General features: G+C 48.4%; 19 protein-coding genes, 2 tRNA genes and 1 pseudogene. 11 read left to right on the top strand and 11 right to left on the bottom strand.

Going from position 1 to position 26,076, the window contains the following annotated elements; translation table 11 throughout:
- Positions 1–143 precede the first annotated feature (143 nt).
- The 6 genes and pseudogenes from cheW to flhD all read right to left on the bottom strand — a co-directional run bounded on the left by cheW (position 144) and on the right by flhD (position 5,774).
- A complete protein-coding gene (gene cheW, locus HMPREF3091_RS11085; protein WP_008813167.1) occupies positions 144–638 on the bottom strand; it encodes a chemotaxis protein CheW in 495 nt (164 codons plus the stop codon).
- 79 nt (positions 639–717) lie between these two features.
- A complete protein-coding gene (gene cheA / locus HMPREF3091_RS11080; protein WP_139146211.1) occupies positions 718–2,772 on the bottom strand; it encodes a chemotaxis protein CheA in 2,055 nt (684 codons plus the stop codon).
- Between the two features lie 161 nt (positions 2,773–2,933).
- Positions 2,934–3,765: pseudogene (gene motB, locus HMPREF3091_RS11075) on the bottom strand (flagellar motor protein MotB); the annotation flags it as partial.
- Positions 3,762–4,655, bottom strand: a complete 894-nt coding sequence (gene motA / locus HMPREF3091_RS11070; RefSeq protein WP_004091436.1) for a flagellar motor stator protein MotA — start codon at positions 4,653–4,655, stop codon at positions 3,762–3,764. The gene motA and the pseudogene motB, both read right to left, overlap by 4 nt.
- Before the next feature lie 184 nt (positions 4,656–4,839).
- Positions 4,840–5,421: a flagellar transcriptional regulator FlhC gene (gene flhC, locus HMPREF3091_RS11065; RefSeq protein ID WP_004091434.1), complete on the bottom strand. Its 582-nt coding sequence runs from the start codon at positions 5,419–5,421 to the stop codon at positions 4,840–4,842.
- A gap of 2 nt (positions 5,422–5,423) precedes the next feature.
- Positions 5,424–5,774 (bottom strand): flagellar transcriptional regulator FlhD, encoded by a 351-nt coding sequence (gene flhD, locus HMPREF3091_RS11060; RefSeq protein ID WP_004091432.1) that lies wholly within the window; start codon positions 5,772–5,774, stop codon positions 5,424–5,426.
- A gap of 1,080 nt (positions 5,775–6,854) precedes the next feature.
- Here flhD and HMPREF3091_RS11055 point away from each other — a divergent pair.
- The 4 genes from HMPREF3091_RS11055 to HMPREF3091_RS11040 all read left to right on the top strand — a co-directional run bounded on the left by HMPREF3091_RS11055 (position 6,855) and on the right by HMPREF3091_RS11040 (position 8,880).
- Entirely contained in the window at positions 6,855–7,274 is a 420-nt protein-coding gene (locus HMPREF3091_RS11055; protein ID WP_008813164.1) for a universal stress protein, read from the top strand.
- Positions 7,275–7,416: 142 nt separating this feature from the next.
- Complete coding sequence (locus HMPREF3091_RS11050; RefSeq protein ID WP_070715882.1) at positions 7,417–7,647, top strand: (4Fe-4S)-binding protein; 231 nt, start codon at positions 7,417–7,419, stop codon at positions 7,645–7,647.
- A gap of 10 nt (positions 7,648–7,657) precedes the next feature.
- Positions 7,658–7,930, top strand: a complete 273-nt coding sequence (locus HMPREF3091_RS11045; RefSeq protein WP_070715880.1) for a GNAT family N-acetyltransferase — start codon at positions 7,658–7,660, stop codon at positions 7,928–7,930.
- A gap of 44 nt (positions 7,931–7,974) precedes the next feature.
- Positions 7,975–8,880, top strand: a complete 906-nt coding sequence (locus HMPREF3091_RS11040) for an alpha/beta hydrolase (RefSeq protein WP_070715878.1) — start codon at positions 7,975–7,977, stop codon at positions 8,878–8,880.
- A 52-nt stretch (positions 8,881–8,932) separates the two neighbouring features.
- On the opposite strand, the gene HMPREF3091_RS11035 is transcribed toward HMPREF3091_RS11040, so the two are convergent.
- Positions 8,933–9,433, bottom strand: coding sequence for a DUF2501 domain-containing protein (locus tag HMPREF3091_RS11035; RefSeq protein ID WP_035502939.1), 501 nt, complete (start codon positions 9,431–9,433; stop codon positions 8,933–8,935).
- 375 nt (positions 9,434–9,808) lie between these two features.
- Here HMPREF3091_RS11035 and ftsI point away from each other — a divergent pair, with 375 nt between their 5' ends.
- Complete coding sequence (ftsI, locus tag HMPREF3091_RS11030; protein ID WP_070715877.1) at positions 9,809–11,581, top strand: peptidoglycan glycosyltransferase FtsI; 1,773 nt, start codon at positions 9,809–9,811, stop codon at positions 11,579–11,581.
- A gap of 364 nt (positions 11,582–11,945) precedes the next feature.
- The gene (locus HMPREF3091_RS11025; protein ID WP_070715874.1) at positions 11,946–13,553 is read left to right on the top strand and encodes a phosphoethanolamine transferase; all 1,608 of its coding nucleotides are present in this window, start codon (positions 11,946–11,948) and stop codon (positions 13,551–13,553) included.
- A gap of 135 nt (positions 13,554–13,688) precedes the next feature.
- On the opposite strand, the gene HMPREF3091_RS11020 is transcribed toward HMPREF3091_RS11025, so the two are convergent.
- Both HMPREF3091_RS11020 and HMPREF3091_RS11015 read right to left on the bottom strand, forming a co-directional pair.
- Positions 13,689–14,393 carry a DUF2461 domain-containing protein gene (locus HMPREF3091_RS11020; protein WP_070715872.1) on the bottom strand — a complete coding sequence of 235 codons (705 nt, stop codon included), beginning with the start codon at positions 14,391–14,393 and terminating at the stop codon, positions 13,689–13,691.
- 75 nt (positions 14,394–14,468) lie between these two features.
- Entirely contained in the window at positions 14,469–15,038 is a 570-nt protein-coding gene (locus tag HMPREF3091_RS11015) for a hydrolase (RefSeq protein ID WP_070715871.1), read from the bottom strand.
- Between the two features lie 279 nt (positions 15,039–15,317).
- Between HMPREF3091_RS11015 and HMPREF3091_RS11010 the strand changes: the two genes are divergently transcribed.
- Positions 15,318–16,502: a multidrug efflux MFS transporter gene (locus HMPREF3091_RS11010; RefSeq protein WP_070715869.1), complete on the top strand. Its 1,185-nt coding sequence runs from the start codon at positions 15,318–15,320 to the stop codon at positions 16,500–16,502.
- Between the two features lie 68 nt (positions 16,503–16,570).
- Here the strand turns inward: HMPREF3091_RS11010 and brnQ are convergent, their stop codons facing one another.
- Positions 16,571–17,860 carry a branched-chain amino acid transport system II carrier protein gene (gene brnQ, locus HMPREF3091_RS11005; protein WP_070715867.1) on the bottom strand — a complete coding sequence of 430 codons (1,290 nt, stop codon included), beginning with the start codon at positions 17,858–17,860 and terminating at the stop codon, positions 16,571–16,573.
- 289 nt (positions 17,861–18,149) lie between these two features.
- On the opposite strand from brnQ, the gene HMPREF3091_RS22900 reads away from it, so the two are divergent.
- The 3 genes from HMPREF3091_RS22900 (at position 18,150) to HMPREF3091_RS10990 (ending at position 19,783) form a co-directional block, all read left to right on the top strand.
- Positions 18,150–18,329 carry a YnfU family zinc-binding protein gene (locus HMPREF3091_RS22900; RefSeq protein ID WP_071778698.1) on the top strand — a complete coding sequence of 60 codons (180 nt, stop codon included), beginning with the start codon at positions 18,150–18,152 and terminating at the stop codon, positions 18,327–18,329.
- A gap of 233 nt (positions 18,330–18,562) precedes the next feature.
- Positions 18,563–19,300 carry an SDR family oxidoreductase gene (locus tag HMPREF3091_RS11000; RefSeq protein ID WP_070715866.1) on the top strand — a complete coding sequence of 246 codons (738 nt, stop codon included), beginning with the start codon at positions 18,563–18,565 and terminating at the stop codon, positions 19,298–19,300.
- A gap of 407 nt (positions 19,301–19,707) precedes the next feature.
- A tRNA-Asn gene (locus HMPREF3091_RS10990) sits at positions 19,708–19,783 on the top strand.
- Between the two features lie 285 nt (positions 19,784–20,068).
- Here HMPREF3091_RS10990 and HMPREF3091_RS10985 read toward each other — a convergent pair.
- A complete protein-coding gene (locus tag HMPREF3091_RS10985; protein WP_070715863.1) occupies positions 20,069–25,012 on the bottom strand; it encodes an autotransporter outer membrane beta-barrel domain-containing protein in 4,944 nt (1,647 codons plus the stop codon).
- An 842-nt stretch (positions 25,013–25,854) separates the two neighbouring features.
- Between HMPREF3091_RS10985 and HMPREF3091_RS10980 the strand changes: the two genes are divergently transcribed.
- Positions 25,855–25,930, top strand: a tRNA-Asn gene (locus HMPREF3091_RS10980).
- Positions 25,931–26,076 lie beyond the last annotated feature (146 nt).

The raw sequence follows: 26,076 nt of genomic DNA, 5'->3' as shown, positions 1-26,076 counted from the left end.
GCATGCAGGTTTCGGTGCATTAGGCGTACGAAACCTGACGCAAAACAACATCAACTACAGTCGTACGAAAAATTACACCGCCCTATTTTCATTCGTTCCGTTAAGGCCGAAATGCGAGATTCGCGCACCTGCGAAGCAGGCTACTACGCCGTCATTCCCTCCACCAACTCCATCTCCTCACTACTCAACAACTTCTCAATATCGACCAAGATCAGCATGCGCTCACCAAGCGATCCCAATCCGGTTAGATATTCCGTGGATAGCGTGACAGCAAACTCCGGTGCTGGGCGGATCTGTTCGTTAGTTAACGACAGAACATCCGATACGCCGTCAACCACAATCCCGACAACTCGCTGGCTGAAATTAAGCACGATGACAACGGTATTGTCGTTGTACGTCACATTTTCCTGAGAGAATTTCACTCGCAGATCGATGATAGGCACAATGACGCCACGCAGATTTGTCACACCCTTGATAAAAGCCGGTGTATTGGCAATACGTGTGACCTGATCGTAGCCACGGATCTCTTGTACTTTTAAGATATCAATGCCGTACTCTTCATCTCCGAGGGTGAAAACCAGAAACTCCTGCCCTACAGTTTCTCCCGCCAGTTTGGTTACAGAAGCCAGTCCTGTCATGTTAGTTCACCTTTACAAATTAGGGTATTTAACCGCCAGCAGTAGCCTGCTGGCTAAATAGATAACGATTCGGTTCACGCTATGCAGCGGAAACCGCGGAGCGTTTTTCACGATTAATGCTCTGTAGCGCGGCAACGTCGACGATCAGCGCAACGCTTCCATCGCCCAGAATCGTCGCCGCAGAAATCCCCGGCACTTTTCGGTAGTTGGTTTCTAAGTTCTTCACCACGACCTGATGCTGGCCAATCAGCTGATCAACCAGCAATGCATAGCGGCGCCCTGCACTTTGCAAGATCACCACAATGCCCTGCATCGCATCAGTTTTTGCGCCTTCAACGTCAAACACGCTATACAGTTCCACCAGCGGTAAATATTCGCCGCGAACCTGTAAAACACGCTCGCCACCCGCCAACGGATAAAGATCTTCTTCACGCGGTTGCAGAGATTCCATCACGGCGTTAAGCGGCAAAATAAAGACTTCGTTATTCACTTTGACCGACATGCCGTCAAGAATCGCCAGCGTTAGCGGTAGCACGATACGAATCGTGGTGCCTTTCCCGCTTCGCGACTGGATCTCAACGTGGCCGCCCATTTCCTGAATATTTCGTTTCACGACGTCCATACCCACGCCGCGCCCAGAAACATCAGTGACCTGTTCTGCCGTGGAGAAACCCGGTGCGAAAATCAGCAACCCGACTTCATCGTCGGTCATGGTGTCGCTGACCGCCATTCCCTGCGAACGCGCCTTAGCTAAAATACGTTCACGGTTTAAACCAGCACCGTCATCGATCACTTCGATGTAGATATTTCCGCCCTGATGCTCTGCCGATAACGTGAGATTCCCCACTGGACTTTTGCCTGCCGCAACACGCACCTCAGGGGTTTCAATGCCATGGTCGAGGCTATTGCGCACCAGATGGGTTAACGGATCGATAATACGTTCGATCAAGCTCTTATCCAGTTCGGTCGAGCTACCTAGCAACGTAATTTCCACCTGCTTGTTAAGCTTGCCAGCCAGATCGCGTACCTGACGAGGAAAACGGCTAAAGACGTACTCCATTGGCATCATGCGAATCGACATGACGGACTCTTGCAGGTCGCGCGCGTTACGCTCCAATTGTCCCAGGCTGTTGAGTAAATCACCGTGATCGACCGGGTCTAGCATATCCGAGCGCTGTGCCAGCATGGACTGGGTAATAACCAATTCACCAACTAAATTAATGAGCTGATCGACCTTCTCAACCGCTACGCGAATACTGGTGCTTTCCGTTGCTTTTGCCGCACGTTTTGGGGCTTCGGTACGTGGCGCTGCGGGTTCCTGAACCAGTTTGAGTTCTGGCGCAGATACCGTTTTAGGCTGGGTCTCAGCCGTTGGCGCAGCCGGTTGCGAAACCGTGTTTTCTGCCTTTTCAGGCAGTGTATGGTTGAACGCGATTTGCTCAGGCTCTAATACAAAGCAGAGCACCGCCGCTATATCATCTTCACTGGCGGTGGTTTCTAGCACAGCGTCTAGGCCATGAGCCGTTTCGGTATGTTCACGTACCGTCCCTAAATTGCCGAGCTCTTCTAGCATCAGAGCGACTTCTTGCGGTTTTAGTCCGCACAGCGAGAGAGATATGCAGCCATCAGGTAACGCCGATGCTTTGGCTCCGTCGTTGTTGGTATTCTGACCGGCATCTGCGTTTTCTTCGGCAACGGCTTTAAGATGCGGGTTTTCCGCAGTTGCAGATCCACTCACCTCTTGAGCTTCTAGCGCTAACTGCCTTAATGCCTGACAGATATATTCAAAACTGGCGTGATCGGGATCCTGCGCGGATTTATAGGCATCGAGCTGGTCCTGCATAATATCTTTGGTTTCCAGAAACAGGTTGATGATATCGGTGCTCAGGCGCATTTCATGGCGGCGCGCACCGTCGAGTAGGTTTTCCAGCAAATGCGTGGTTTCTTGCAATATGTTGAAACCAAAGGTTCCGGCACCGCCTTTAATGGAGTGCGCCGCACGGAAAATCGCGTTAAGTTGCTCTATATCTGGCTCTTCTGGGTCCAGCTCCAGTAGGTGCTGCTCCATATCTGCCAGCAGTTCATCGGCTTCATCAAAGAACGTTTGATAAAACGCAGTAATATCCATGCTCACAGGTCACCTCTTTTCGGTCGGTGTTGTCGTAATAATATGGTCATTCATCGGCGCCAGCGGGCTGGTCTGTACCGGTGATGCCTGTGGCGCAAGATTTACCGCGCCTCCTTCGCTCCACTGCTTCATCGCCGCAGGATTGGAAAAATCCATCTCCTGACTTTCTGAATTCTCATGCTCAATGTTATGTTGCGCACTTTTGTTCAATACCAGAATGCTGATTCGTCGGTTAATCGCGGCGTCGCTGGTTTGCGATTTCAGGCTCATGGTGTCTGCCATACCGACCACGCGCAGAATTTTCCCTTCCGCCAAACCGCCCGCAATCAGTTCTCGACGCGAGGCATTGGCGCGATCGGCTGAAAGTTCCCAGTTACTGTATCCGCGCTCACCGCTGGCATAAGGCAAATCATCCGTATGTCCAGAAAGACTAATCTTGTTAGGTACGTCATTCAGAATCGGCGCTATCGCACGCAAAATATCGCGCATATAGGGTTCTACTCTGGCACTGCCGTTTTCAAACATCGGTCGGTTTTGGCTGTCAATAATCTGGATGCGTAGCCCTTCATCCATCATGTTAATCAGCAGATGCGGCTGTAACGCTTTGAGCCTTGGGTCGGTCAGAATGAGTTGGTCAATCTGCTTACGCAGTTTCTTAAGCCTTTCGCTATCCGCTTTAGTGGCTGGATCGGGCATTGATTTAGCCACCTCACCCTCTTTTTGCATCATGTCGTCGCCGCCACCGGGAATGGGACTAGTGCTGGCGCTGGAACGATCGCCATGAGTCAACGCGACTGCCAACGGTGTACGGAAATACTCAGCAATCTTGGTTAACTCCTGCGGACTGGCTATTGCCAGCAGCCACATCACTAAAAAGAAAGCCATCATCGCCGTCATAAAATCGGCGTAAGCGATTTTCCATGAGCCACCGTGGTGCCCCCCTTTTTTCGAGGGTTTACGCTTCTTAACCAGAATTATCGGGCGGTTGCCATTCTTCATACTTCCTCTTCCACCGCCGACTGCTGCGCCGCAGGTGATTTCACCTGACGCACATGTTCTTCAAGCTCCATAAATGACGGACGCTCGGTGGAATACAGCGTTTTACGACCAAACTCGACCGCAATCTGTGGAGCATAACCATGTAAACTCGATAACAGCGTAGTTTTGATGCACTGCATCATTTTGACGGTTTCGGCACAGTTTTGGCGCATCAGAGAAGCCAACGGCGAAACAAACCCATAGGCCAACAGGATCCCGAGGAAAGTCCCAACCATGGCATGCGCAATCAGCGCACCCAGCTCCGCAGCAGGACGGTCGGCCGACGCAAGCGCATGCACAACGCCCATCACCGCGGCCACGATACCAAACGCGGGCAAGGAGTCGCCGACCATCGCCAGACTGTCGGCAGGCCCTTCCGCTTCGCTCTCGAAAGTTTCGATCTCTTCATCCATCAGGGCTTCAATCTCAAACGCATTCATGTTGCCGCTCACCATCAATCTCATGTAGTCCGTGATGAACTCAATGAGGATCTTATCGGCCAGAATCCGTGGATAATTAGAGAAAAGTTCACTTTCTTGCGGATTTTCGATATCGCGCTCAAGCGTGAGCATCCCCTGCTGGCGCGCCTTAGCGAGCAAGAGATACATCAATCCCATCACGTCCATGTAAAGCGCTTTGTTATATTTAGCGCCGCGCCCCAGCTTGGGTAGCGTACGAAGTGTCGCTTTGATGGCTTTGCCGTTGTTCCCAACGATGAAAGCGCCAATACCAGCACCGGCAATAATCAGAAGTTCAGCAGGCTGATACAGAGCACCAAGATGCCCCCCCACGATCACATAACCGCCAAGAACGGCGATTGTTACAACGGCATAACCCAATAGAATAAGCACGCGAATTCCTTAATGCTCAGAATGGAAATTGGGTGTAACGCGCTGTCCGGGAGGACGGAGAAGGAGAATTCAGAGGCCGTCGGATGACGGCTCGAAAGGAAGATAACCGGTGGGTTGACCTGATAACATCGTTTAAAGCCACACCACCGATCGCCAACCTATAAGACTGATTGCCTCAATCAGGTTACACCACGCGTTTCTCTTGCTCATTGAGCAATTGTGGGAACATATCGGCAAGATTGTCAGAAAGTTTACGTTTTTTTATCGCTCGTGATGGCGGTTGGCACAAACTGCATACAAATGAGCTTAATGGCTGATGTGCATGAGCAATAAATGAACCACCACAGCAAGAGCATGGAGCAGACTCCAACATCCCGCTGTCAACAAAGCGAACCAATGTCCACGCTCGTGTCAGAGCCAGAACAGGCTGCTCACCTGGAGGCACTGGACACTGTTCAAGATACAGTTTGTACGCGCGGATTACCGCCTCCACACCACGGCATGATTGACTCTTTATCATGAAGGCATAGACGTTGTAGAACATTGATGAATGAATGTTCTGTTCCCACGTCATAAACCAGTCAGTCGAGAAAGGTAACATGCCTTTGGGTGGAGGACTGCCTCTCAGCTCTTTGTAGAGCCGAATAAGACGGCCACGGCTCAACTGTGTTTCACTTTCTAACATCTGGAGGCGAGCCCCCAGAGAGATAAGTTCCATCGCCAGTTGAATATCGCGGGCTTCCTGAATAATGCTTTTTTCGCTCATTATCAGACTCTTTTGTGAGGGGGGCAGGTATCAGTTGGCGAAAGTTGTTTCAACAAATGGCTGGAAAGCATAATCCCAGTGTGAATCTGCTGGAGATCGTCAACGCGAGACTCTTGCGTTAGTTTTTGAATCGTTTCGTGATCGCTGAAACGAAACTGGCACACCAACTGGTTGGTTTCTGCCAATTTGACCATTTGTGGCAGGGTCAAAAGAGCCAATGAGTCAGCCATTTCATTGTTAATCCCCAACCGGAACATCGCTGAGGCCTTCTCTTCGTGAATTAAGCGCTGCGCTAATAACAAATATGACAAATTGATGTCATAAATATGCTTGAGTATTTCAGAGGTACTCATTATCTCCCCCTGTTAAATTTTTGTTCGCCAACATAATGAAATGCACCAATTACTCATAACGCGCAAAGTGCGAAAAGTAATGGTGCCTGATAACTATCTGCTCAAATGAAAGCCTAACCTCACCGAGGCCCCCCAAAAAACTCAAGGGACTCAACCGTAATTACGCTGGAAGTTGTATCTTAGACGTACAATTTTTCAGACTACCGGTTCAAAGGACATTCATAAAAAAATAAGAATATTCCTGATTCGTGGCAACTCTACCCCCGATTAAGAGATATATACAACGAGCGCCTCAGATTAATTTAAGAAAAACGTGATGTGCATCACAAAAAATCAGTAAATAAATATTACTAATCACTTAATAGTTCATTAATCGGTCAAAAAGTATGAGCCACTTTAGGACATGCTAAGCAATTGAATCTCAAACATATCATTCACAATAATCATATAAAAAATACGGATATTTCGAGTTAAAAATTATCAAAATGCAAATTAAAAGCTTAAAACGCTACATATATAGCTTTACTGAGTATTTAGGCCTAACAGCCGAGTGGTCATATAGATTCTATAAATAACCCTTGTAAATTATGTTGCTGCTAGGAGTGAATTTTAGGGTTATTTAGGCCACTAAATCGAAACATCATTTTATAAATTTTTAGCTGACCTTGAGAAAGATGCTGAACAAATGTGAATAACGTGAAATCCGTCACTGTGTAAACGGTTTCAACTGATAGATAAAACCAAAATAATACCATTCGTTTTATTTTTCCCCTCTGTGCCTTACTGACCTATTTTCCTTCATGCTTATTCCTTATTCGTATTGGCTTATTCTTTTTTGCACATTAAATAGCCCCCCTAATATCCCGTCGTAGGCACCAAACTATTCGCTATACGCATAAAGCGTTATTTCACTCTCCCCGTTCCTATTCCGTTTAAAAATCAGCCATCCACTTACCGGAGTGGGTTCTAAGATCTAAGTGCTATTTATCCAGAGGCAAAAACTGATTGTGATTTTCACCACAGCTAATCTGTGGTCTATTCTTTAAAATGTTTTTATTGTCATAAGGAATGGAGGCAGAGATGAGCTACAGGAGAGTACTCGTTGCCGTTGCACAGGCACCGGACAGCATTAAGTTAGTTGAAAAGGCTATCGCTATTGTTCGCCCTTATCAGGGCTCGATCACACTTCTGACCTTATGTAACGAAGCCGATCTTACTGCTAGCTTTGCAGGTTCCATGCTCGGTTCGTTACGTGAACTGATTCATGAGGAAGCCAACCTGTTTTTAGAGGAGCTACGTCAACAGGCCGATTATCCCATTAGTCGTACCATTGTCTGCAATGGAGAACTGGCTGATGGCGTGATCTACGCGTGCAAAGAAGATCCCGTTGATTTAGTGATATGCGGTAACCACTGTGAAGGTTTCTTGAAAAGAATATTAAATTCAGCAACTCATATTATTGATAAAACACATACTGACGTTTTAATTGTACCGTTATAAGGTCAATTCCTAATTTGGGCCTTAGGCCATGACGTTGATGCCTCTCACCGCGTTTTTTGGTTAGTCTATTACTTATGTTCTATAACCATAATTACGTCAGTGCTTGTCAATTGACCAACAGCAACGCCGTAGGAGAATCACGATGGATCAAGAACTGCTTGATGCTGGCTACCGCCAGTACCACGGCAAAGATATTGATGTTTATTTCAACCTGAGCATCTGCCAGCACTCCGGCAACTGCGTGAGAGGAAATAGCCGTCTTTTCAAGCTAGATCGCCAACCGTGGATCATGCCTGATAGCGTCGACGTGAACACCGTCATGAGCGTTATCAACACCTGCCCAAGCGGCGCGCTTAAATATCATCAAAAATAGGGAGTCTGCGGTGGAAATCCTCGAAGGTGACAACAATTTTTACATCAATGACGCTCAAGGTCACTTGATCGCTGAAGTCGTGTTTGTGCTAACAGGCGATCACCTTGCCATCATCGATCACACCGACGTCGACGAGACGCTCAAAGGCCAAGGCGTGGGTAAGCAACTAGTGGCTAAAGTCGTGGAGAAAATGCGTAAGGAAAATCGCAAAATCATCCCATTATGTCCATTTGCTAAGCATGAGTTTGATACCACACCAGAATATCAGGATGTGCGAGCCTAAAGAGCTCTCAGTACCTTTGTGAGTTTGTTTGAAAGGGAATTCCGATGCGCAGTCTAAAAAGTCATTTCTTCAAGTTTGTGATCAAGCGTCATTTTGCACAAACCGACCTCAGTGACGTTGCTACCGTGCGTACACAAATGGATGAATTGGGCGAGCGTATGCCGCTGGCCAGTGGTGTTCGCTTGAGCAGTGTCGAACCCTCCGGCATCTACGCAGAATGGCTGACGCCTGAGAATGCGTGTGCTGATGCTGTCATTCTTTACTTACACGGTGGTGCTTATCACATGGGCTCATGTTCAAGCCACCGTTCTATGGCCTCTTATATTGCCGATGCAGCGAAAATCCCGCTGCTGCTGGTTGATTATCGCTTGGCTCCCGAGTCCCCCTATCCTGCAGCGTTAGATGATGCAGAAACCGTTTATCGCTGGCTTTGCGTACAACCTAACATTAATACCAAGCGTATCTTTATCATGGGTGACTCCGCTGGTGGTGGTTTGGCTCTTGCATTAGCTTTGCGGATTAAATCAATTTCTGCTCTTCCTCGCCCCGCCGCTATCGCGGTACTCAGCCCGTGGGTCGATCTGACCATGAGTGGCGAATCTGTCAAAACTCGATTAAAGCGCGATCCGTTTTTCGCTCCCCATATTCAGCAGGCCTCACATTGTGTAAACGCTTACGGAGGATCAACGCCGCTCACGAATCCTGGTATTTCCCCCTTATTTGGTCAATTAGAGGGGTTACCACCGTTATTGATTCAGGTTGGCAGTGAGGAGATCCTTTTCAGCGATGCACAACGATTTGCACAAAAAGCACAAGAGTCATGGAATGACGTTCTATTTTCTTGCTGGCAAGGCATGTGGCACGTTTGGCAATATCTAGTACCACGCATGAAAGAATCACGTATGGCCATCACTGAGGTGGGTAACTTCTGTCGGCGTTATTTAAATTAAATGAGAGAGGAATGGCTAAAAAATGCCATTCCTCCAGAATATAAACGCTGAATTAGACGAATTTTTTCGCCTGATCTAAAACCATACCGCACACTTTAGTTTTAATCTTCGCTTTCATATCGCTCGTCATTGAACCTAAATTGTTCAGATTGACGTCGTCTTTACCTTGCAGGTCTAAAATACCATTCAGACCATTTTGGTAAGATTGGCTTTCTGTCTGTGTACCGAGTTTGTTCAGCAAAGCATCTTTAACAGATTCCACTTTCTGGTTACCCGCAGCCAGCACATTGTTTTGCACACAATAGCTAAGTACGCCGCCGATATTCGCGCTGCTCGTTGACTGGAGTGCTTGAGCATTTCCACCCATGAGCGATCCTAAAGCTCCGGTCAGCAGTGATGAACTGTTCGTACCTGATGTGCTCGCAGTGCTGGAAGAAAGCTGCTCACTCGCACTTTTTAGCGATCCCATAAGATCAGCGTGTGCACTCGCCATTCCAATAATGCCGGTGAGTATAATGGCTGCTCGGCTCAGCGGCTTCAATTTTAGATTCATATTTAACCTCATACACTTAGTGCACGGATAATATGATTGCAAAATAGAGATATCAATAAATGTTTAGCATGTTCCTGCCATTAAAGAATAATCTGCATCAATAGCTCATAAACAATACAGCGCACCAGATTTTTCCCATTACCGCTTTTCACTTACTGGTGGAGAGAGCATGATACCGTTGGCTCTAGCGGCATCATGGCCTTGAAAAAGGCTCGTTTTTAATCGCTTTGTTTTTATTTGTTTCATTTATTTCAATGATAATTGAAGTGCGAACAAATGTTTCATCAGCCAGCCTTTCTGCTCACTCTCTTTTATAGTTAGCGGATTCCAGCAATCCCCCTCTATTGATATAGAATTTTTCCTATTGGCTGAATTATGCGAAAAAGAAGTCCATTGAATCCGCGTGGCAATTATTTTCAGGGTCGTTTTGTTCTAATTTGCTTAGGTATTGTCGTTTTTCTCGCCCTACTTCTTGGTCGAGTGGGTTACTTGCAGTTAATGAATCACCCTCAGTTGGAGCGTGAGGCCGATCAGCGTTCATTGCGTTCATTGGTGACTCAACCTTTACGTGGAACGATTACCGATCGTGAAGGGCAACCTTTAGCGGTCAGCGTGGCGTCAAATGATGTTATTGCCGATCCTATCCATGTCCTAGAACGCGATCCTAACTTAACCAATGCGCAATGGTCGTATCTCAGCACAGCGCTTTCACAGCCAGAAAGTGATATTAAAGCAAAGATACTCGATAACGCGCATCGCCACTTTATCTATCTTGGCCGTCAGGTTGAATCAAGTATTGCGGAATATGTTAACAAGCTTCATATCTACGGAATCTCCACGCCGTCTGACTCCAGCCGTTATTATCCGATGAGCGATGCAGCCTCTAATCTTATCGGTATCGTTGGATTAGATCAGCAAGGCTTAGACGGCATAGAGAGTGGTTTTAACAACCTTTTGCAAGGCAAACCTGGGCATCGCGTTTATCGTAAAGATCGTTATGGCAACGTAGTTAGCCTTATGGAAGACGATCCGGCACAGCAAGCTCCTACGCTCAGCCTTAGCATCGACCGTTACCTGCAATACGCGCTTTACTCACACCTACGTGAAGGCGTTTTACTGAATAAAGCCGATTCCGGTGCGGCAGTGTTGGTGGACGTTAATACCGGTGAAATTTTAGGGATGGCGAGTTATCCCTCTTATAATCCGAATAATTACCAAGGCGTACCGCAAAAGAATATGCGCAACGTGGCGATATCCGATAGCTTCGAGCCAGGTTCCACGGTTAAACCCTTGGTGGTGATGGCCGGTCTGGCACGCCATCTGATTCGCCCTGATTCCGTTATCGATACGACGCCGTATCCCGTCAACGGGCATTTGATCAAGGACGTTGGGCACTGGTCGCGCCTCACGATTACCGGTATCTTGCAAAAATCGAGTGATATCGGGGTATCACACATTGCACTGGCTATGCCCTCTGACGTGCTGGTGAATCTCTATCATAGCTTTGGGCTAGGTGTTTCCACCGGACTTGGGATTGGAGGCGAAAGTAGCGGCTATTTTCCACTGCATCGCGAGCGCTGGTCTGATATCGAACGCGCGACCTTCTCTTTCGGCTATGGTTTGCGTGTCACGCCTCTACAAATGGCGCGTGAATACGCCACTATCGGCTCCTTTGGCATTTTCCGTCCAGTTTCAATTACCAAAGTCACACCTCCTGTTCTGGGAACACGAGTGATGGATGAGAATATCGTTCGCACCGTGGTTCATATGATGGAAAGCGATGCTTTACCGGGTGGCAGCGGCGTGACGGCAGCTGTGCCGGGCTATCGTTTAGCCATAAAAACCGGTACTGCAGAAAAAATGGGAGACAGCGGAAAGTATGACGGCGGTTACGTGAACTACACCGCTGGCGTCGCTCCAGCGAGCGATCCGCGCGTTGCACTGGTTGTCATGGTAAACCATCCAAACGCAGGAAAGCACTTCGGCGGCTCGGTGGCTGGGCCGATATTTGGTCAAATCATGGGGGATGTTTTACGCCATATGAATATCCCTCCTGATGCATTAACCGACCAACAGTCGATTAATTTAAATAACCAAATGCTGTCACATAACACACAAGGCATTAACACCCAACATAAGGGCGCTTAACGTTGCTATCACCAAATGATATCGAGCTACTCGGTATCATTTGGTTGACACTGCCAATCACGGTTTTTTCTTCTGTTAATACCCTGAGTCCTTAAACTTTTCGCTATAATGCGTAGCCAAATTTTGGCAATGCGCTGTTGTCTTAAATTTGGATCCTAAATCACACCGCAGCCCCGCTGTTTCTGTTGCTATTCAAACCCGCTCAGCATATCTTCTTGCAGCTTTGCTCGGGATGTTGAAACCGGTAAAGACAGTACAATGGAAACACCTTCACAACATACCAAAGGCAGCGATGAGTCTGTAGGTGAGTGAGGATGGATCCCGCGGTTAATTTTGGTGCTCTGCACCCTTTCAGATAATAAAAATGAACTTAACATCAAATCCTTTCGAGCCAGAGAATAAGACTCGCGAATTACTAACCCCTTATACACTGCTCTATTTTGTTTTAGCTGCTCTGATTAACCTGGGGCTCGGTTACGAATTTAGCGTGGTCTATGCTATCGGGTTAGGCTGCTTTTTCCTGCTATTAGGTAGCTACTTCCCCCGCCTTCAAAAAGCGGTGCTGTTTATTTGTGTGCTGACGGCCGCGTTTTACTATCCGTTTGGCCGCGTATTTGGGCCGCCGAACTTCAATTCCATTTTGTCTCTATACTCGACGAATCCAGAAGAAGCAGGCGAAATGATGCAGATTTTCCCTTACTGGGACTATCTGATTGCGGTGTTTATTTTCATTTTAGGTATTTTTATCCTACGCAGAAAAACGCCGCAAATACGCCGCTGGACGATGGCTAAATCGCTTTTCCTATTTTCTTTCGTGGGTGCATTGTTGCTGGCACCGGTGACTAATCTAAGAGCCGGCGGTGAATTCAAACTTAGCGACACCGGTTATCCCGTCGTGCGTTTTGTTGAAGATGTGGCTAATGGCAAGAAAGAAGTCGATGCCGAGATGGCGCGGATGAAAGAATTATCCTCCGTGCCTGATACCTGGCACGTAGAAGATGTGAAGGCGAAGCGGCAGGTGTACGTACTGGTTATCGGTGAAAGCGCACGGCGAGATGCTCACGGCAGCTTTGGCGGCAAGTGGAACAATACGCCGTTCGAAAGCCAAGTCATTGGTACTTTCTTCAATGATTACATTTCAGCCGCCCCATCGACTCAAAAATCATTGGGACAAACGTTGAATCTGGTTCGCGATGGTAAGCCTGAATACCAAAACAGCATCATTACACTGGCTAAAAAAGCCGGTTTTCACACCTATTGGTTTTCCAATCAAGGACAAATTGGACGCTATGATACCGTAGTCGCCAGCGTTGCTAAGCGTGCTGACGATGTCCGTTTCCTGAAAAAAGGCGATTTTGAAGATGGCAAAGCAACCTCCGACTTCGACCTTCTGCGTTTTACTGAGGATGCGCTTCAGGCTCAGACCGATGGGCCTAAATTAGTGGTCTATCACTTAATTGGTTCTCATCCAAAAGCCTGTGACCGTACCGGCGGGCGCTACGATACTTTCGTTCATTCAAAAGAGACTTCGTGCTACCTGTACAGCATAACGCAAACCGACAGTTTCCTGAGCCAGCTTTATAACCAGCTTAAAGGCAGCGGACAGAACTTCTCTATGATCTATTTCTCCGATCATGGGCTGGCGTTTCACGAAAAAGGCACCAGCAATGAATTTTTGTCACACGATGATAAATATCAGCAGAACTATCAGGTTCCACTAATGATACTGTCCTCCGATGACACCCGCCGTAGAGTGATCAAAGCACGTCGCTCTGCTGAGGACTTCTTGCATCTATTCTCGGAGTGGACGGGGATTAAAAGTCAGGAGTTAGTGGCTAAATATCAATTTATCTCTAACCAGAAGCACCCTTCACCTACGGTGATGAACTTTGCATTAAAACAAGTGGCCTATAGCTCTCTGGGAAATGATCCTTTCACACCCAAGGCGACGAAGGCAACCATGCCTAAATAACCGTTCGCCCAAGAGCCGCGATATATCCCGTAACGTCGATCGCGTTACGGGATTTTTTTATGCTGAAGATCACCACAACATATCTTGCTCTAGAACCGTTCATTGCATAAATGAGCGAAAGCGCTAGTCGCCTGTCTAGAGATCCTCTAATGGCACCTGTTTTAGCATCTCAACCTTCATGAGAAACTGGTATAGCGGAGCGAGTTGGGTAAATCTTTTCGCGAGCATCTCGGGCAACGCAGATGAAAAAAGCTGTTCTACCTGATGATCTGTCACCATCACAGCAAAGGTTTTGCGGTTATACCAATTCGCGATGGCAGGATCCTGCTCCTTCACCAATGGGCGCTTATACATATCCCCCACCAGCTCAAAAGGCTTTTTACAACAGGCGGTTGCCGCCGCAAACTCTTCCGGCTGACGCAGCGCCAGATGACGAAAACGATCCATAGTACCTTTGGATGCAGAGTAATAGCCAAGCCCGTAGCGCAGCGTATCAGGGCTGATTTCAAAGAAGAACACGGGAGCATCAGTCCACTCTTTGGAATGGCGCTTGAACGTAAGCCACATCTGGCTGCGATAGCGCGACTTATCATGAGAGAAACGCGTATCGCGGTGGATGCGCGATAACGTTTTACCAATAGCGGGACGCGTTTCAAATTGAGGATCAATCTTCAACATTGGCGTCGCAAGCTCATCCACTAAGGCGCGAAACGGCGTCAAAACATGCTGGTTGTAGACCGAACGATTCTCTTCAAACCACTCCTTGCTGTTTTCTACCCGCACCTGCTGCAAAAAATTAAGCCCTTGCTGAGTAAAACCGCTAAATGTTGTCTCTTTCACTCTCTGCTCCCTGCTGATATTTCCGCAAACCAAGCTACCGCGGAAATGAACACAAATAATATTTCGTCGTCGCGCTTATCGCAGCGCAGCAATAATTTTCTCGCTGTCTGAAACACGAGAGATGCGAGGAAAAATATACTTAAAGCTATGCTGATGCTGAATATCATCAAACGCACTACAAGCATCTTCGGCGATCACGACCGCATAGCCATGTTCCCAAGCATTGCGCGCGGTTGATTCCACACCGATATTCGTTGAGATCCCTGCTAAAACGATATTACGGATGCCGCGGCGACGCAGTTGGAGATCCAGATCGGTGCCATAGAATGCTCCCCACTGATGTTTAATCACTTCAATATCTTCCGGCTGTACATTCAATGCTTCAGGAAAATCCCACCAATTCTCAGGTAGCGCATGAGCTGGCGCGGGGGCATCTACCGGTTGCTTTAGCGCTTCTTCAAAAGACGCTGACCAGCCTACACGAACTAAAATGACCGGCGCATTATGTTGACGAAAATGTTCAGCGATACGCGCCGATCTCGCCACAACATCAGTTGCCAAGTGCGGGCCGCCAGCAAAAGGCAAAATACCTTCCTGTAAGTCAATAAGTACCAGCGCGGTTTCAGCAGCATTCAATGTCAACATACAAACTCCCATTATCATTTTACTTTTCAATAGATCATCACATCGAAATTGACGTGATATATGAGGTTAGTTTAGGCGCTAGACAAAACTGAAAATGTAAATAAACCTTCTCTCATGGCGAGAAACTGTTAGCAAATGTGATAAAGATTCGTCAATTCAATGCATTGAAAATAAAACGTCATTTCTTTTTACTTTTTTTAAGTAACAAAATTGCTGTTCAGAGTGATATTATCACATAGAAAATCCGCAATCTGGCTCTTCCCTTGCCGTCGAGACATCATGGAATCTTGGAAAGTAAACCTCATCTCGGTATGGTTTGGCTGCTTTTTTACAGGCTTAGCAATGAGCCAAATCTTGCCTTTCTTGCCGCTGTACGTAGAACAACTCGGCGTACATAACCATGAATCACTAAGCTTATGGTCTGGCTTAGTTTTCAGTGCCACTTTTATGGTATCGGCCCTTGTGGCTCCCCTATGGGGAAGTTTAGCCGACCGTAAAGGGCGTAAGCTGATGTTACTGCGCGCCTCTCTGGGTATGGGAGTGGTTATTGCACTTCAAGGTATGGCCACTAACGTCTGGCAACTGTTTGCTCTGCGAGCGTTGATGGGTTTGACCTCCGGCTATATCCCCAATGCTATGGCACTTGTCGCCTCACAGGTTCCGCGTGAAAAAAGCGGCTGGGCGCTTGGTACGCTTTCAACAGGACAAATCTGTGGCGTGATTGCAGGGCCATTGCTGGGAGGATTGATGGCGGATCATCTTGGCCTGCGCACGGTATTTTTCTCTACCGCGGCCATGATGTTTGTCAGCTTCTTCGTGACGCTATTTTTAATCAAAGAACGACGCATTACGGTCAAAAAAGAAGACCAGCTAACCGGCAAAGAAGTCTTTCGCTCCCTCCCGTATCCCACAATAATTATCGCGCTGTTTGTCACGACTTTGATGATTCAGTTGGCAAATGCATCGATCAGCCCAATTTTGACGCTGTTTATTCGGCAGTTAGCCTCTGACACCAGCAATATTGCGTTTGTTAGTGGAATGATCGCCGCTGTTCCCGGCATAGCCGCACTGGTATCGGCACCACGATTAGGGGGATTAGGCGACCGTATCGGCACAGGAAGGATTCTAGTCGCTGCACTTGGATTTACGGTTGTGCTTTTCGGCTTGATGGCATGGGTGACTTCGCCGCTCCAGCTTGGCATTTTACGCTTTATGCTTGGCTTTGCCGATGGGGCACTGATGCCGGCAGTACAGACGTTGCTTTTGAAATATTCCAGCGATCGCGTCACCGGCCGCATATTTGGTTATAACCAATCGTTCATGTATTTAGGCAACGTGATAGGCCCGATGCTGGGATCGAGTGTTTCGGCAGTACTAGGATTTCGTTGGGTATTTGTTTTCACCGCGGCACTGGTGCTTATCAACATGCTACAAATTCGGCACGCCTTTAAGAAAATCCGCTGAGAAGATTTATCGCTAAAACAGCATCGATAACAAACGCCATGAAAGGCGCTTGTTATCTCGACAAACGTTTAGCTTGTCACCTGTTGAGACGGCGTCACTTTACGGCACAATGCGCTAAGCACAAACACCACCAGCGTTGGCACAATCCACCCCATCCCTTCTTTATAAAACGGTAAATGCTGTACCAACAGAGGGATATCATCCGCAGGCACCACGCTTTGCATAATACCCACCACAAAAGCCACCAGCGTAGCAGGCATACAGAGCATGACCGAATTGTCGTCACCTTTGGCTAGCGCGCCGTAAATTACCAATACAATAAACGGAGGGTATACCGATGTTAATGCAGGTAAAGAGAAGCGGATAATCTCCGTCAGCCCAAGATTTGACAACAGCATGGATACCGCAGCCAAGATCACGACAAACATTTTGTACGACTTTCCGGTTATCTGATTAAAATACGATGCACAAGCGCTAGTCAGGCCAATTGCGGTCACCAGACAGGCGATGGTGATGACAAAGGCTAAAAATACACTGCCTTTAAAGCCAAAACCGTTGACGATATAGGCATGCAAAACATCAGCGCCATTTGTCGCTGTGCGCGCTAACGGTAAACTGTAGGCACCAAGATAGAAAAGACTGATATAGACATAAATGAGCCCCACAGCAGCGATCAGCCCCGTAATCACCATATAACGAGTAATATTTTGTGCGCGCTCTACGCCCCGAGATTTAATTGCATTAACGATAATAATACTAAATACCAGCGCGGCTAGCGTATCCATCGTCAGATAACCGTTGATCATTCCACTGGAAAATGGCGTTTCTACATATTCAGGGAAAGTAGAAAGCTCATTTCCTGCCGGTCGCCAAAAAGCATATAACCCCAGAAGCCCCAGCGACACCACTTTAAGCGGAGACAAAAACTTACCTACAATATCAATAAGTTTTAGTGGATTAAGCGAACAGACTATCACCGCGATGAAGAACACTAGGCTAAATATGCTCAAGGGCACCTGCCCAGAAAAAAGCGGATTAATACCAATTTCATAGGAAACTGTTGCCGTACGCGGCGTACCAAATAAAGGTCCTAATGCAAGATAGCAAATAAGCGATAGTAACAGGCCGAAATATTTCCCTGCGGGTTTCGTTAATTCAACTAACGAGCCATTTTTGCGCGCCATCGCGATAAGCGCGAGAACCGGCAGACCAACACCGGTGATCAAAAATCCCGCTGCCGCATACCACAAGTTCTCCCCTGCTCTAAGACCAATAAAAGGTGGGAAAATAATATTCCCTGCGCCAACAAACAACGCAAAAGTCATAAAACCTAATGTGATAATTTCTCTAATTTTCATATACAAAAGCCGCTTCGTGTCTGGTGTTTTCAGAGCAAAACTTTACCGATCACGCTGTTTGCGCACTCATCTAAAGTATTCACAAATTATGTCAATCATGGCGTTGATTGAACTCGGCATACTATTGAAATGCTACAGGCGCCGAGACACTAATTTATCACACTTAATTATGCTAAAGCGCCTGAATTATTTGACATGAGAATGAATGTGATTAATAAATAATCAATTTGAAGCTATTCACAGGTTTACAGTGTATGGTGATTTACCACATACACGCCGAGAAAACCGTATGTCCTACTTTGATAGCTTGAAGCTCTATAGCAATCGTTCAGTACAAGTGACTTGCCCTAAGTGCTCACATTCTTCGGAGCAAAGCGCCTTAAAACTCCGTAAGAATACGACGCTGATTTGTACTTTCTGCGGCAATTATTTTTTACCTGATGAGGTAAAACTCAAAACGACCAAGTAAAAAACGAGAAACATATTGAATGAGAAAAGAAAATAAAAAACCAAGCACGCCGGTTTCCGTATCCCTCATCGAAAATGATGAGGGATTGTTGATACTCCCTTCAATCAAAGGTAAGTGTCAAACCCGCCCTCTACAACAGCTTGAATGATGCTAACAAAAGATGTCATTCCCACTCCCCATGCTATATTTTCATCAACGTAATGCTTATCACTCACTACATTAGAGGCAGGTCGATGCTAAGAGGGAAAAGAGCCATTATCACTGGCGGAGGACGAGGATTTGGTCAGGCTCTAGCGGTCTGGCTGTCAAGGGAAGGTGTGGAAGTGGATTTTTGTGCGCGACGACGCGAAGATATTCAGGAAACATGCAATATGATCGCAGCCGAAGGCGGGATTGCCAGAGGTTATATCTGTGATTTAAATCATCCTGAATCAATTGCCCAGTTTTCCTCGCAGCTATTAAGTTCAGATACTCCGATTGATATTCTCATCCTCAATGCTGCTCAGTGGTTGTCCGGATATCTAGATGACCAACCCGCCTCAGAGATTATCAATACCATTAATTCAGGCCTAACAGGCTCAATCTTGCTGACTCAGGCATTACTGCCAGAATTAAGGCGTTCAAACGGTGCAGATATCGTCTCAATTATATCTGCATGCGGCATCCCAAACTTTACCGATTCAATCGCGCATCCTAGCTTTTTTGCCAGCAAACACGGCCTTAGCGGATTTACAACGAAACTCTCACAGCAATTGGCTAAAGAAAATATTCGTGTGACGGGGCTTTATCCACCGGATTTTGAATTTACTCAGTTAAATGAACAATCGGACGATCGATCCAAAATGGGTGAACGTCTATTAAATGCACACTCTATTTGGGAAACGATTCGATTTGTGCTGACGCAGCCTCGTAGTTGCCATATCAGCAGCATCTACTTCCAAGGGCCAACGAGGGAAGATTTAGAATGTTAGAAACAACGATAATTCCTTTCATACCCCAAAAGCCTGAAGATTTAGGCGAACTGGACATTTTGTCTAGTTTACCCATCTATATCCCAGATATTCCAGCATATCGTTGGTGTGAAAAATAGACTGAAGCCCGTTAGCATCACTTACCGATGAATACCGATTATGCCTATCTATCGGTATACCTATCTAATTCAGTGCATAACTTATACGAGCGTGACAAACATTCTCATATCCCCCTTGGCTAACGCAGTATTCCTCCACCTTCCCGCCCCGTTTCTCGCCCTCCGAGTTGTTAGAAATTAGGTATTTATTCACCGTTTTGCTTACAAGATAAGCGAACAAGCGAAAAAGAACGATTTTGGCTTTACAGCCACAGCCGAGCTCGCTATTATTCGCCTCGTTCACACGATTCCTCTGTAGTTCAGTCGGTAGAACGGCGGACTGTTAATCCGTATGTCACTGGTTCAAGTCCAGTCAGGGGAGCCAAATTAGAAAAGCCTGCTTAAGGAAACTTAAGCAGGCTTTTTGCTTTCTATCCGTTCTAATAATCCACAGCGGTTTAGGCTCAAGCCCAATATCTGGCCCGAGTATACGATGTGGCCCCCTCATCAATACAAGCTCCCCGCCATCCCTTGTCGATAAGCCATCGTCGGCCAACGACTTATACCATCGAACAGTAGCAAATGAAGAAAACCTGCGGGATAGCTGATGACTGACTGGAGGGGAATTTGCCGGACGCAATTGCTGCGCCCGGCATATTTATTGCTGTAATTACCAACTGTAGCGTACGTTCAGACTGCCGTTCAGATCATCGTAGTCGTTACTGCCTTTCTGTCCAGCCACTTGGGCCGTGACACTCCACTGCTGGTTGATGTTGGTCTGAATACCCGCCTTCAGCTCAGCACGGTCGGCGGGGATATCCTGCTTCACATCGTTGTTGTCGAACGAGACCGAAGTGTCATCGCTGGTGTGCAGCCAGTTAGCTTCCATAAACGGCTGGATAACCGAGTTCTGGCTCTTGTGTAGTTTGCCGTCCACCCGCAGCCCCATGCGCGAGGTCCAACTGTCGCCGTTCTGGCCATTGATGCGGGTGCCACTGTTGTCAGTAACGCTGTCGGCCTGATAGTTCTGCCAAGTGACCTGCGCCTGCGGCGTCAAGCTGACCGCATTGTTATTGCTTAACGTAATATCGTAGCGGTAGCCGGTTTCCAGCGACACAGCGTTGGCGGTGGAATCGTAGTTTTCTGACCCCACGTCGCCGTCATCCACGCTGTTGTTAAACGTCCCGTACTGGTACCAACTGTCGACGTACATGCCGCTGTGATTTTGTGCGTCAGCAAACCAGGTGGCGTAAACGCCGAGGTTGTAGCCGTCGACATTGCCGGAGGCAGAGAAGCGGCTACCGTCAGCGCCGCGGTTGCCAGTGCTGTCGGTATCGGCGTTGATGTAGCTCCCCATCAGGCCGACGGTCAGGCTCTGTGCACCGTTGCCCCAGGTCAGGATATCGCCGCCCAACTGGAACTGGGAGTAATTGTTGTCAATATCCACATTGCCGTTGGCGGCCTGAGAATCGGCGGAGCCAGCCTTGAAACGCGCCCAGACGCTGCCGTCGTCGTTGTGGTACTGACTGCCTTCGCGATCGTAGAGTGTCTGCATCTGCAGGCTACGCGCCATCCACTGGTTGCCGAGATAAGCGCCGATGTCGGCACGGTACTGCGGCGTGACCGGCGTATCACCACCATCGCCGCCGTCGTCACCGCCGTCATCAGGATCCGGCGGCGTTGGAGAAGTGGATTGCGAACGCAGATACCAATCGCCATCACCGCTGTCCTGATACAGACGGTATTCGTACAGCCCGGCCTGCACCTGATTGCCTTGGGTGAATACGCCGTCGGAGGTACCGTTAACCTGCACCACCTCGATACCGTCCGTGGTCTGCGCGCCTTCGCCGCCGGACTGGTTAATATAAAGCGTGGTATCGCCTGACGTGTTGCCGTTAACCACCAGTTTGTCGGTCGGAGAACTGTCGTCGCCCAGATACGTATTGAGCGTTAACGAGCCGCCGTTGCCTGCATAGTCGCCGTTAATCACCAGAGTATTGTCGGGTTGACCGCTGTCGGTCAACTGCGTGGCAGGCAGAGGGAGCGTACCGCTGCCGCTGATGATAGCGCCACTGTTGGTGACGTCGCCATTAACGGTGAACGTGTTATCAAAATAGAGCGAGCCGCTGTTTTCCACGTTGCCGTTAACCGTAGCATTGTCGCCGCCAAAGGCCGCGCCCTGCGCCACGTCAACCAACTGCTGGCTGCCCGCAACGCCGATGACCGCATTCGGATCCAACCACAGCGCGCCCTCTTCCACGTTGGTCGCACCGCTATAGGTGTTAACCGCATCGAGAATCAGCGTGCCGTCGCCTTTTTTGGTGAGTGTTTTACCGTCCCAGCCGCTGTCGCTGTTGGGGGCGACGTCTTCCAGTACTGCGCCGAGGGTGAAGTTCTGGCTTGCGTCGGCCAACGTGAATGTACCGTCCGCCGGCACCGTCGAGTTGTAGCGATCCGCGTACCAAGTCAGGCCGAAGGTCAGGTCGTAGTTGGTTGAGTCCGCGCTATCCACGCGCCCTTCGACGTTAATAAAGTCCACCTGACTGGCAGGCGCGCCAGCGATGGTGAGGGAATCAAAATCGCCGGTGATGTCCTGCGCAGCGTCGATAACCGTGACGCTGCCGGTATATTGATGATTGGGATCATCAGCAACGCCGGTAATGTTCAGCACACCGTCCAGATTTGCCTGCTGGGCGGTGATCACAGGCTGGGTGGATGACAGATCCAGATAGACGTTCAGCGAGCTGCCGTCCTCCTGAGTCAGGGTATTGACCGTTAGCGTGCTGCCCTGATCAATCTGGGTGACACCGCCGCTTTCGGTGGTGATGTTCTGCGTCAAATTAAAGGCGCTGTTGGCATCCAATGTTAGCTGACCACTGTTGTCGATATCGCCGGTTCCCAGCGCGTTGACGTTGGTGGCCAGCAGCTCGCCATCGTCAATATCGGTGCCGCCGCTGTAGCTGTTGTCACCGCTGAGGATCAGCGTGCCGTCGCCTTTTTTGGTCAGCGTCTTGCCGTCCCAGCCGGTCGTGGCATCGGGCGCGACATCCACCAGAGCGCTGGTGACCTCAAAGGATTTTCCGGCATCCAACGTAAATGTGCCGTGCGCGGCGGTGGTCGATACCGTGGATGCGCTATCCGCGTACCAGCTCAGGCCCGCACCCAGCAGATACTGGGTATCGTCGTTGGGGTTTATCTGGCCACTGAAGGCTAGATAGTCGGGCTGGTCGGCGGAGTCCATTGACAGGCTGGAGAAGTTGCCGTTGATGGCTGAATCGGCGTCGATCAGGACGATTTTCCCCTGAGACAACTGCTGGTCAGAGGTAAGGTCGCTAAGATCGGAGACCTCGGAATCACTAACCTTGAGATCGCCATCAAGGGTAATGGTGCCGCCGGTAATCAGCGGCGTACCGCCCTGACTGGCCTGCGCGGCGGCATAATCGACGTCCAGCTCGCTGTTCTCCTGGAGCGTTATAGTATCTGCATCCAGCGTACTGTACGAGCCGTTTTCCATGTCGGAAGCGAGCACAACTTTGCCGTCGTTGGTCAGGTCGGTTAACGATGAATCATCGGTGACGGTCCATTGGGCTTGGTTCGCCAGCGTCAGGTTGAGCGTGGAGTACGCGTCTGGATCCAGATCCGTAATATCGGCATTCACCGAGGTGGCGCCGGTAAAATTGGATTGAGCGTCCATGGTCAGATCGATGCTGCCCCAACCGTCGCTGACAATATCGCCTTCGATGGTCATGTTACCGCTGCCGGTAATGGTGCCGCCAGGCTCGAACGTACCCTTGGAGTCGGTGGTGTACGCATTCCGAATTGCAACGCCGCCATCGGTTGTGATGGTGGTGTTGCCGGTCAGGTTAACGATGCCACCTTGCTGAACCTCAACGCCCACGCTGTTTGTGCCAGCGGCGGTCATATCAATGGTTAGATTATCGCCGTTGATAACGCCGCCGCTGGTCATGTCGTTATCGCCAATCGCCCACAATCCCCGGGATTTACCGTCACCGCTCATGGTGATGTCGGTGTTGGAGATATTCATCGTCTGGCCGCTGAACTGCGACGAGGCACCGTAACCGTTGACGGCATAGATCTCGTTACGGTTAGCCGCCGAGCCGTTGAAGTTAAAGGTGGTGGTGCTGCTGCCAAAGCCAGCATACGTGGCGCTGATGCCATTAGTGGAGCCGTCTGCGCCGACGTTGCGACCATCAACAACGCTATCGTCGCCAACGCTGACAACAACGTTGTCGGAGCCGCCCTGAGCGTTAATTCCCGTTGATTGTGCGGTATTCACCGTCAGACCGCTGGCGGTGAAATCGCCGCCGTTTACCCAGATAGTCTCTGCAGTGCCGGTGGCGCTGACGGTGCTGCCCACGCCGAGGTTCATGGAGCCGCCGTCTTCTTGGATACCGTATACCCTGTTGCCTGAGACGTCGACAGTCAGGTTATCGGCAGAAAATGTCCCGCTGCCGGTCATTAAATCGATACCAGACCCATCATAGAAGCCGGACATTTCAACCGTTGAGTCAGAGCCAAGATCGGCGCTTGCGCCATTGCCGTTGAGTAAAATGCCGCGTCCGCTTGGGGAGTTGGTATTGGTTGTCAGGACGGTAATGTAAAAATTATCGGCAGTAAAACTGCTGCCGCCGTTAACCGTTATGCCCTGAACCAGTGAGCCGCTACCGTCGGCGTAAAGCGTACCACCCGTCCCTATGTCGGCGTGGCTGTTATTACCCAACTCTAAGCCATTCTCCATTCCGGTCAGTCCGTTTACGGTGATAGACAGGTTGTCGGCGTTAAGTGAGCCGGAATTGCCGATAGAAATACCGGTAACATTCGAGTTGCCGTATGCAAGGACATCCGTATTGCTGCCCAAATTGACGCTAGCGTCACCAGAACTATAAATTCCTACTGTCAGGTTTTGCGCAACGCCATACTCTGGATAGCCAACCCAGATAGTGCCGTCGTCCATGTTGAAATCACCGCTGCCGTTGGCGAGATAAACACCGTAAACGTTCATACCGCTATTGGCCACGCTGATGCTGCTTCCTTGTCCCAGATCGGTGCTACCGCCCTGGCCGGCATCTTGAAAACCGTAGGCGGTTTCGCTGTTGGTAGGGTTGATGGTGATTTGAAGATGATCGGCGGTAATAGCGGTATTGGATTGCTGATTACCCACTAGCAATCCCGTTATGTTTACAGGCGATTCGGTGTTTGTATTATCAACAGTTATACTGCTTCCGCTGCCTAAATCGTTATTTGTTCCGTTGTCCAGTTGGACGCCGATAAGCGATCCACTCCCCCCTTCGACTAGCACATGTGCGCCGCCGTTAATCTGTACGCCAGAGCCGCCAGCGGTAGTACTGTCGATGCCGGTAACGCCGTCGTATGACTCGATGGAAACGTTATCCTCGATGGTAATACTGGCACCGCTCTGTGGCCCGATGACGTCACTGTAGGGGTCACTATAAGCGTTTGTCGACAGCAGCGCGCCCAGCGCAATGGTTGCAATGCGGACCTGACGGCGTACGCCGCCGCTGTGCACGAATTCAGCAGCGACCATGTACATATTTCGGGCCGCATTCCACACGATGTTGTAACTTCTGTTCATCTTATTCTCCAGGGATAGCCCCACGCCTCGTTACAATAATTATTGCGACGAGTATTTTGTTTTTTGTTATGACGCGTATTTGGTTAGATATGAGTAATAAATTACCCTTCGCGAGATTTTATGGAAAATTAATATTTATACAATTATTGTCCATTAGGACTAATCCCTCAATTTTGAGAATGTAGTGTTTTTTCTTTTAACTTTTCTATATTTTTCCGTAAACTTAAAACTCACGAGTGGTGAGCTTTTTTGTTTTTTATCAATGCGATAGAATGGCATTCGTGTGGAGTTTTGAGGGGAAATTAATATTTAATCTTAAAAATTACAGTGGTAGTTCACGTAAAGTCCAATTTTGGATTTGTGGTTGTTGTTCGTTAATGTCTACGGCAGAGACTATATTATGAAATGAATATAGTTTTTAAGAAAATGAATTGAAAGACTCTCAAAAGCCAGTGTTATAAAAAGAGAGAAAATGAAGAGAGTCAGCAGGATAGCTCATGGCTGACTAGATAACAGCGCGCTAATGGATACTCCATACTCTCAATAAGCTTGTTTTCAGCATACTGTATACACTTCCCCTTGCAAGATCCTCATACCCAGCCGACCACACTGAATCAAGAAAATCGCTTGTACCGACTTTGTCAGCCTGCCCCCCTAGTGGCTATCAGGATATTTTGCAGCTTTAACTTAGTTTCTATACCAATTTAGAATTGATCGTACCCAACGTTAAAATCGCTGATATATCAATCTATTGGATATAAATTAAGCAAACAAAATTTTTTCCCTTCATAACGCTTTACAGCCACAGTCGAGATCGCTATTATGCGCCTCGTTCAAACGATTCCTCTGTAGTTCAGTCGGTAGAACGGCGGACTGTTAATCCGTATGTCACTGGTTCGAGTCCAGTCAGAGGAGCCAAATTTTAGTTTCATGACATCTCTATGAGTCCTGAAACGTTTAGAAAACAAGAGCTTATCTTTACCCGGTTATCCTGACAAGGACTACCGGGTTTCTTGATATCTGTAGTTTCTGGGGGCTTAATCGGGGGCCTCACGGTTTGTTGA

The sequence above is a fragment of the Hafnia sp. HMSC23F03 genome, assembly GCF_001816025.1.
Classification (GTDB): Bacteria; Pseudomonadota; Gammaproteobacteria; order Enterobacterales; family Enterobacteriaceae; genus Hafnia; species Hafnia paralvei.
The sequence above is the reverse complement of the archived record's forward strand: the minus strand, read 5'-3'. Positions and strand labels throughout refer to the sequence as shown.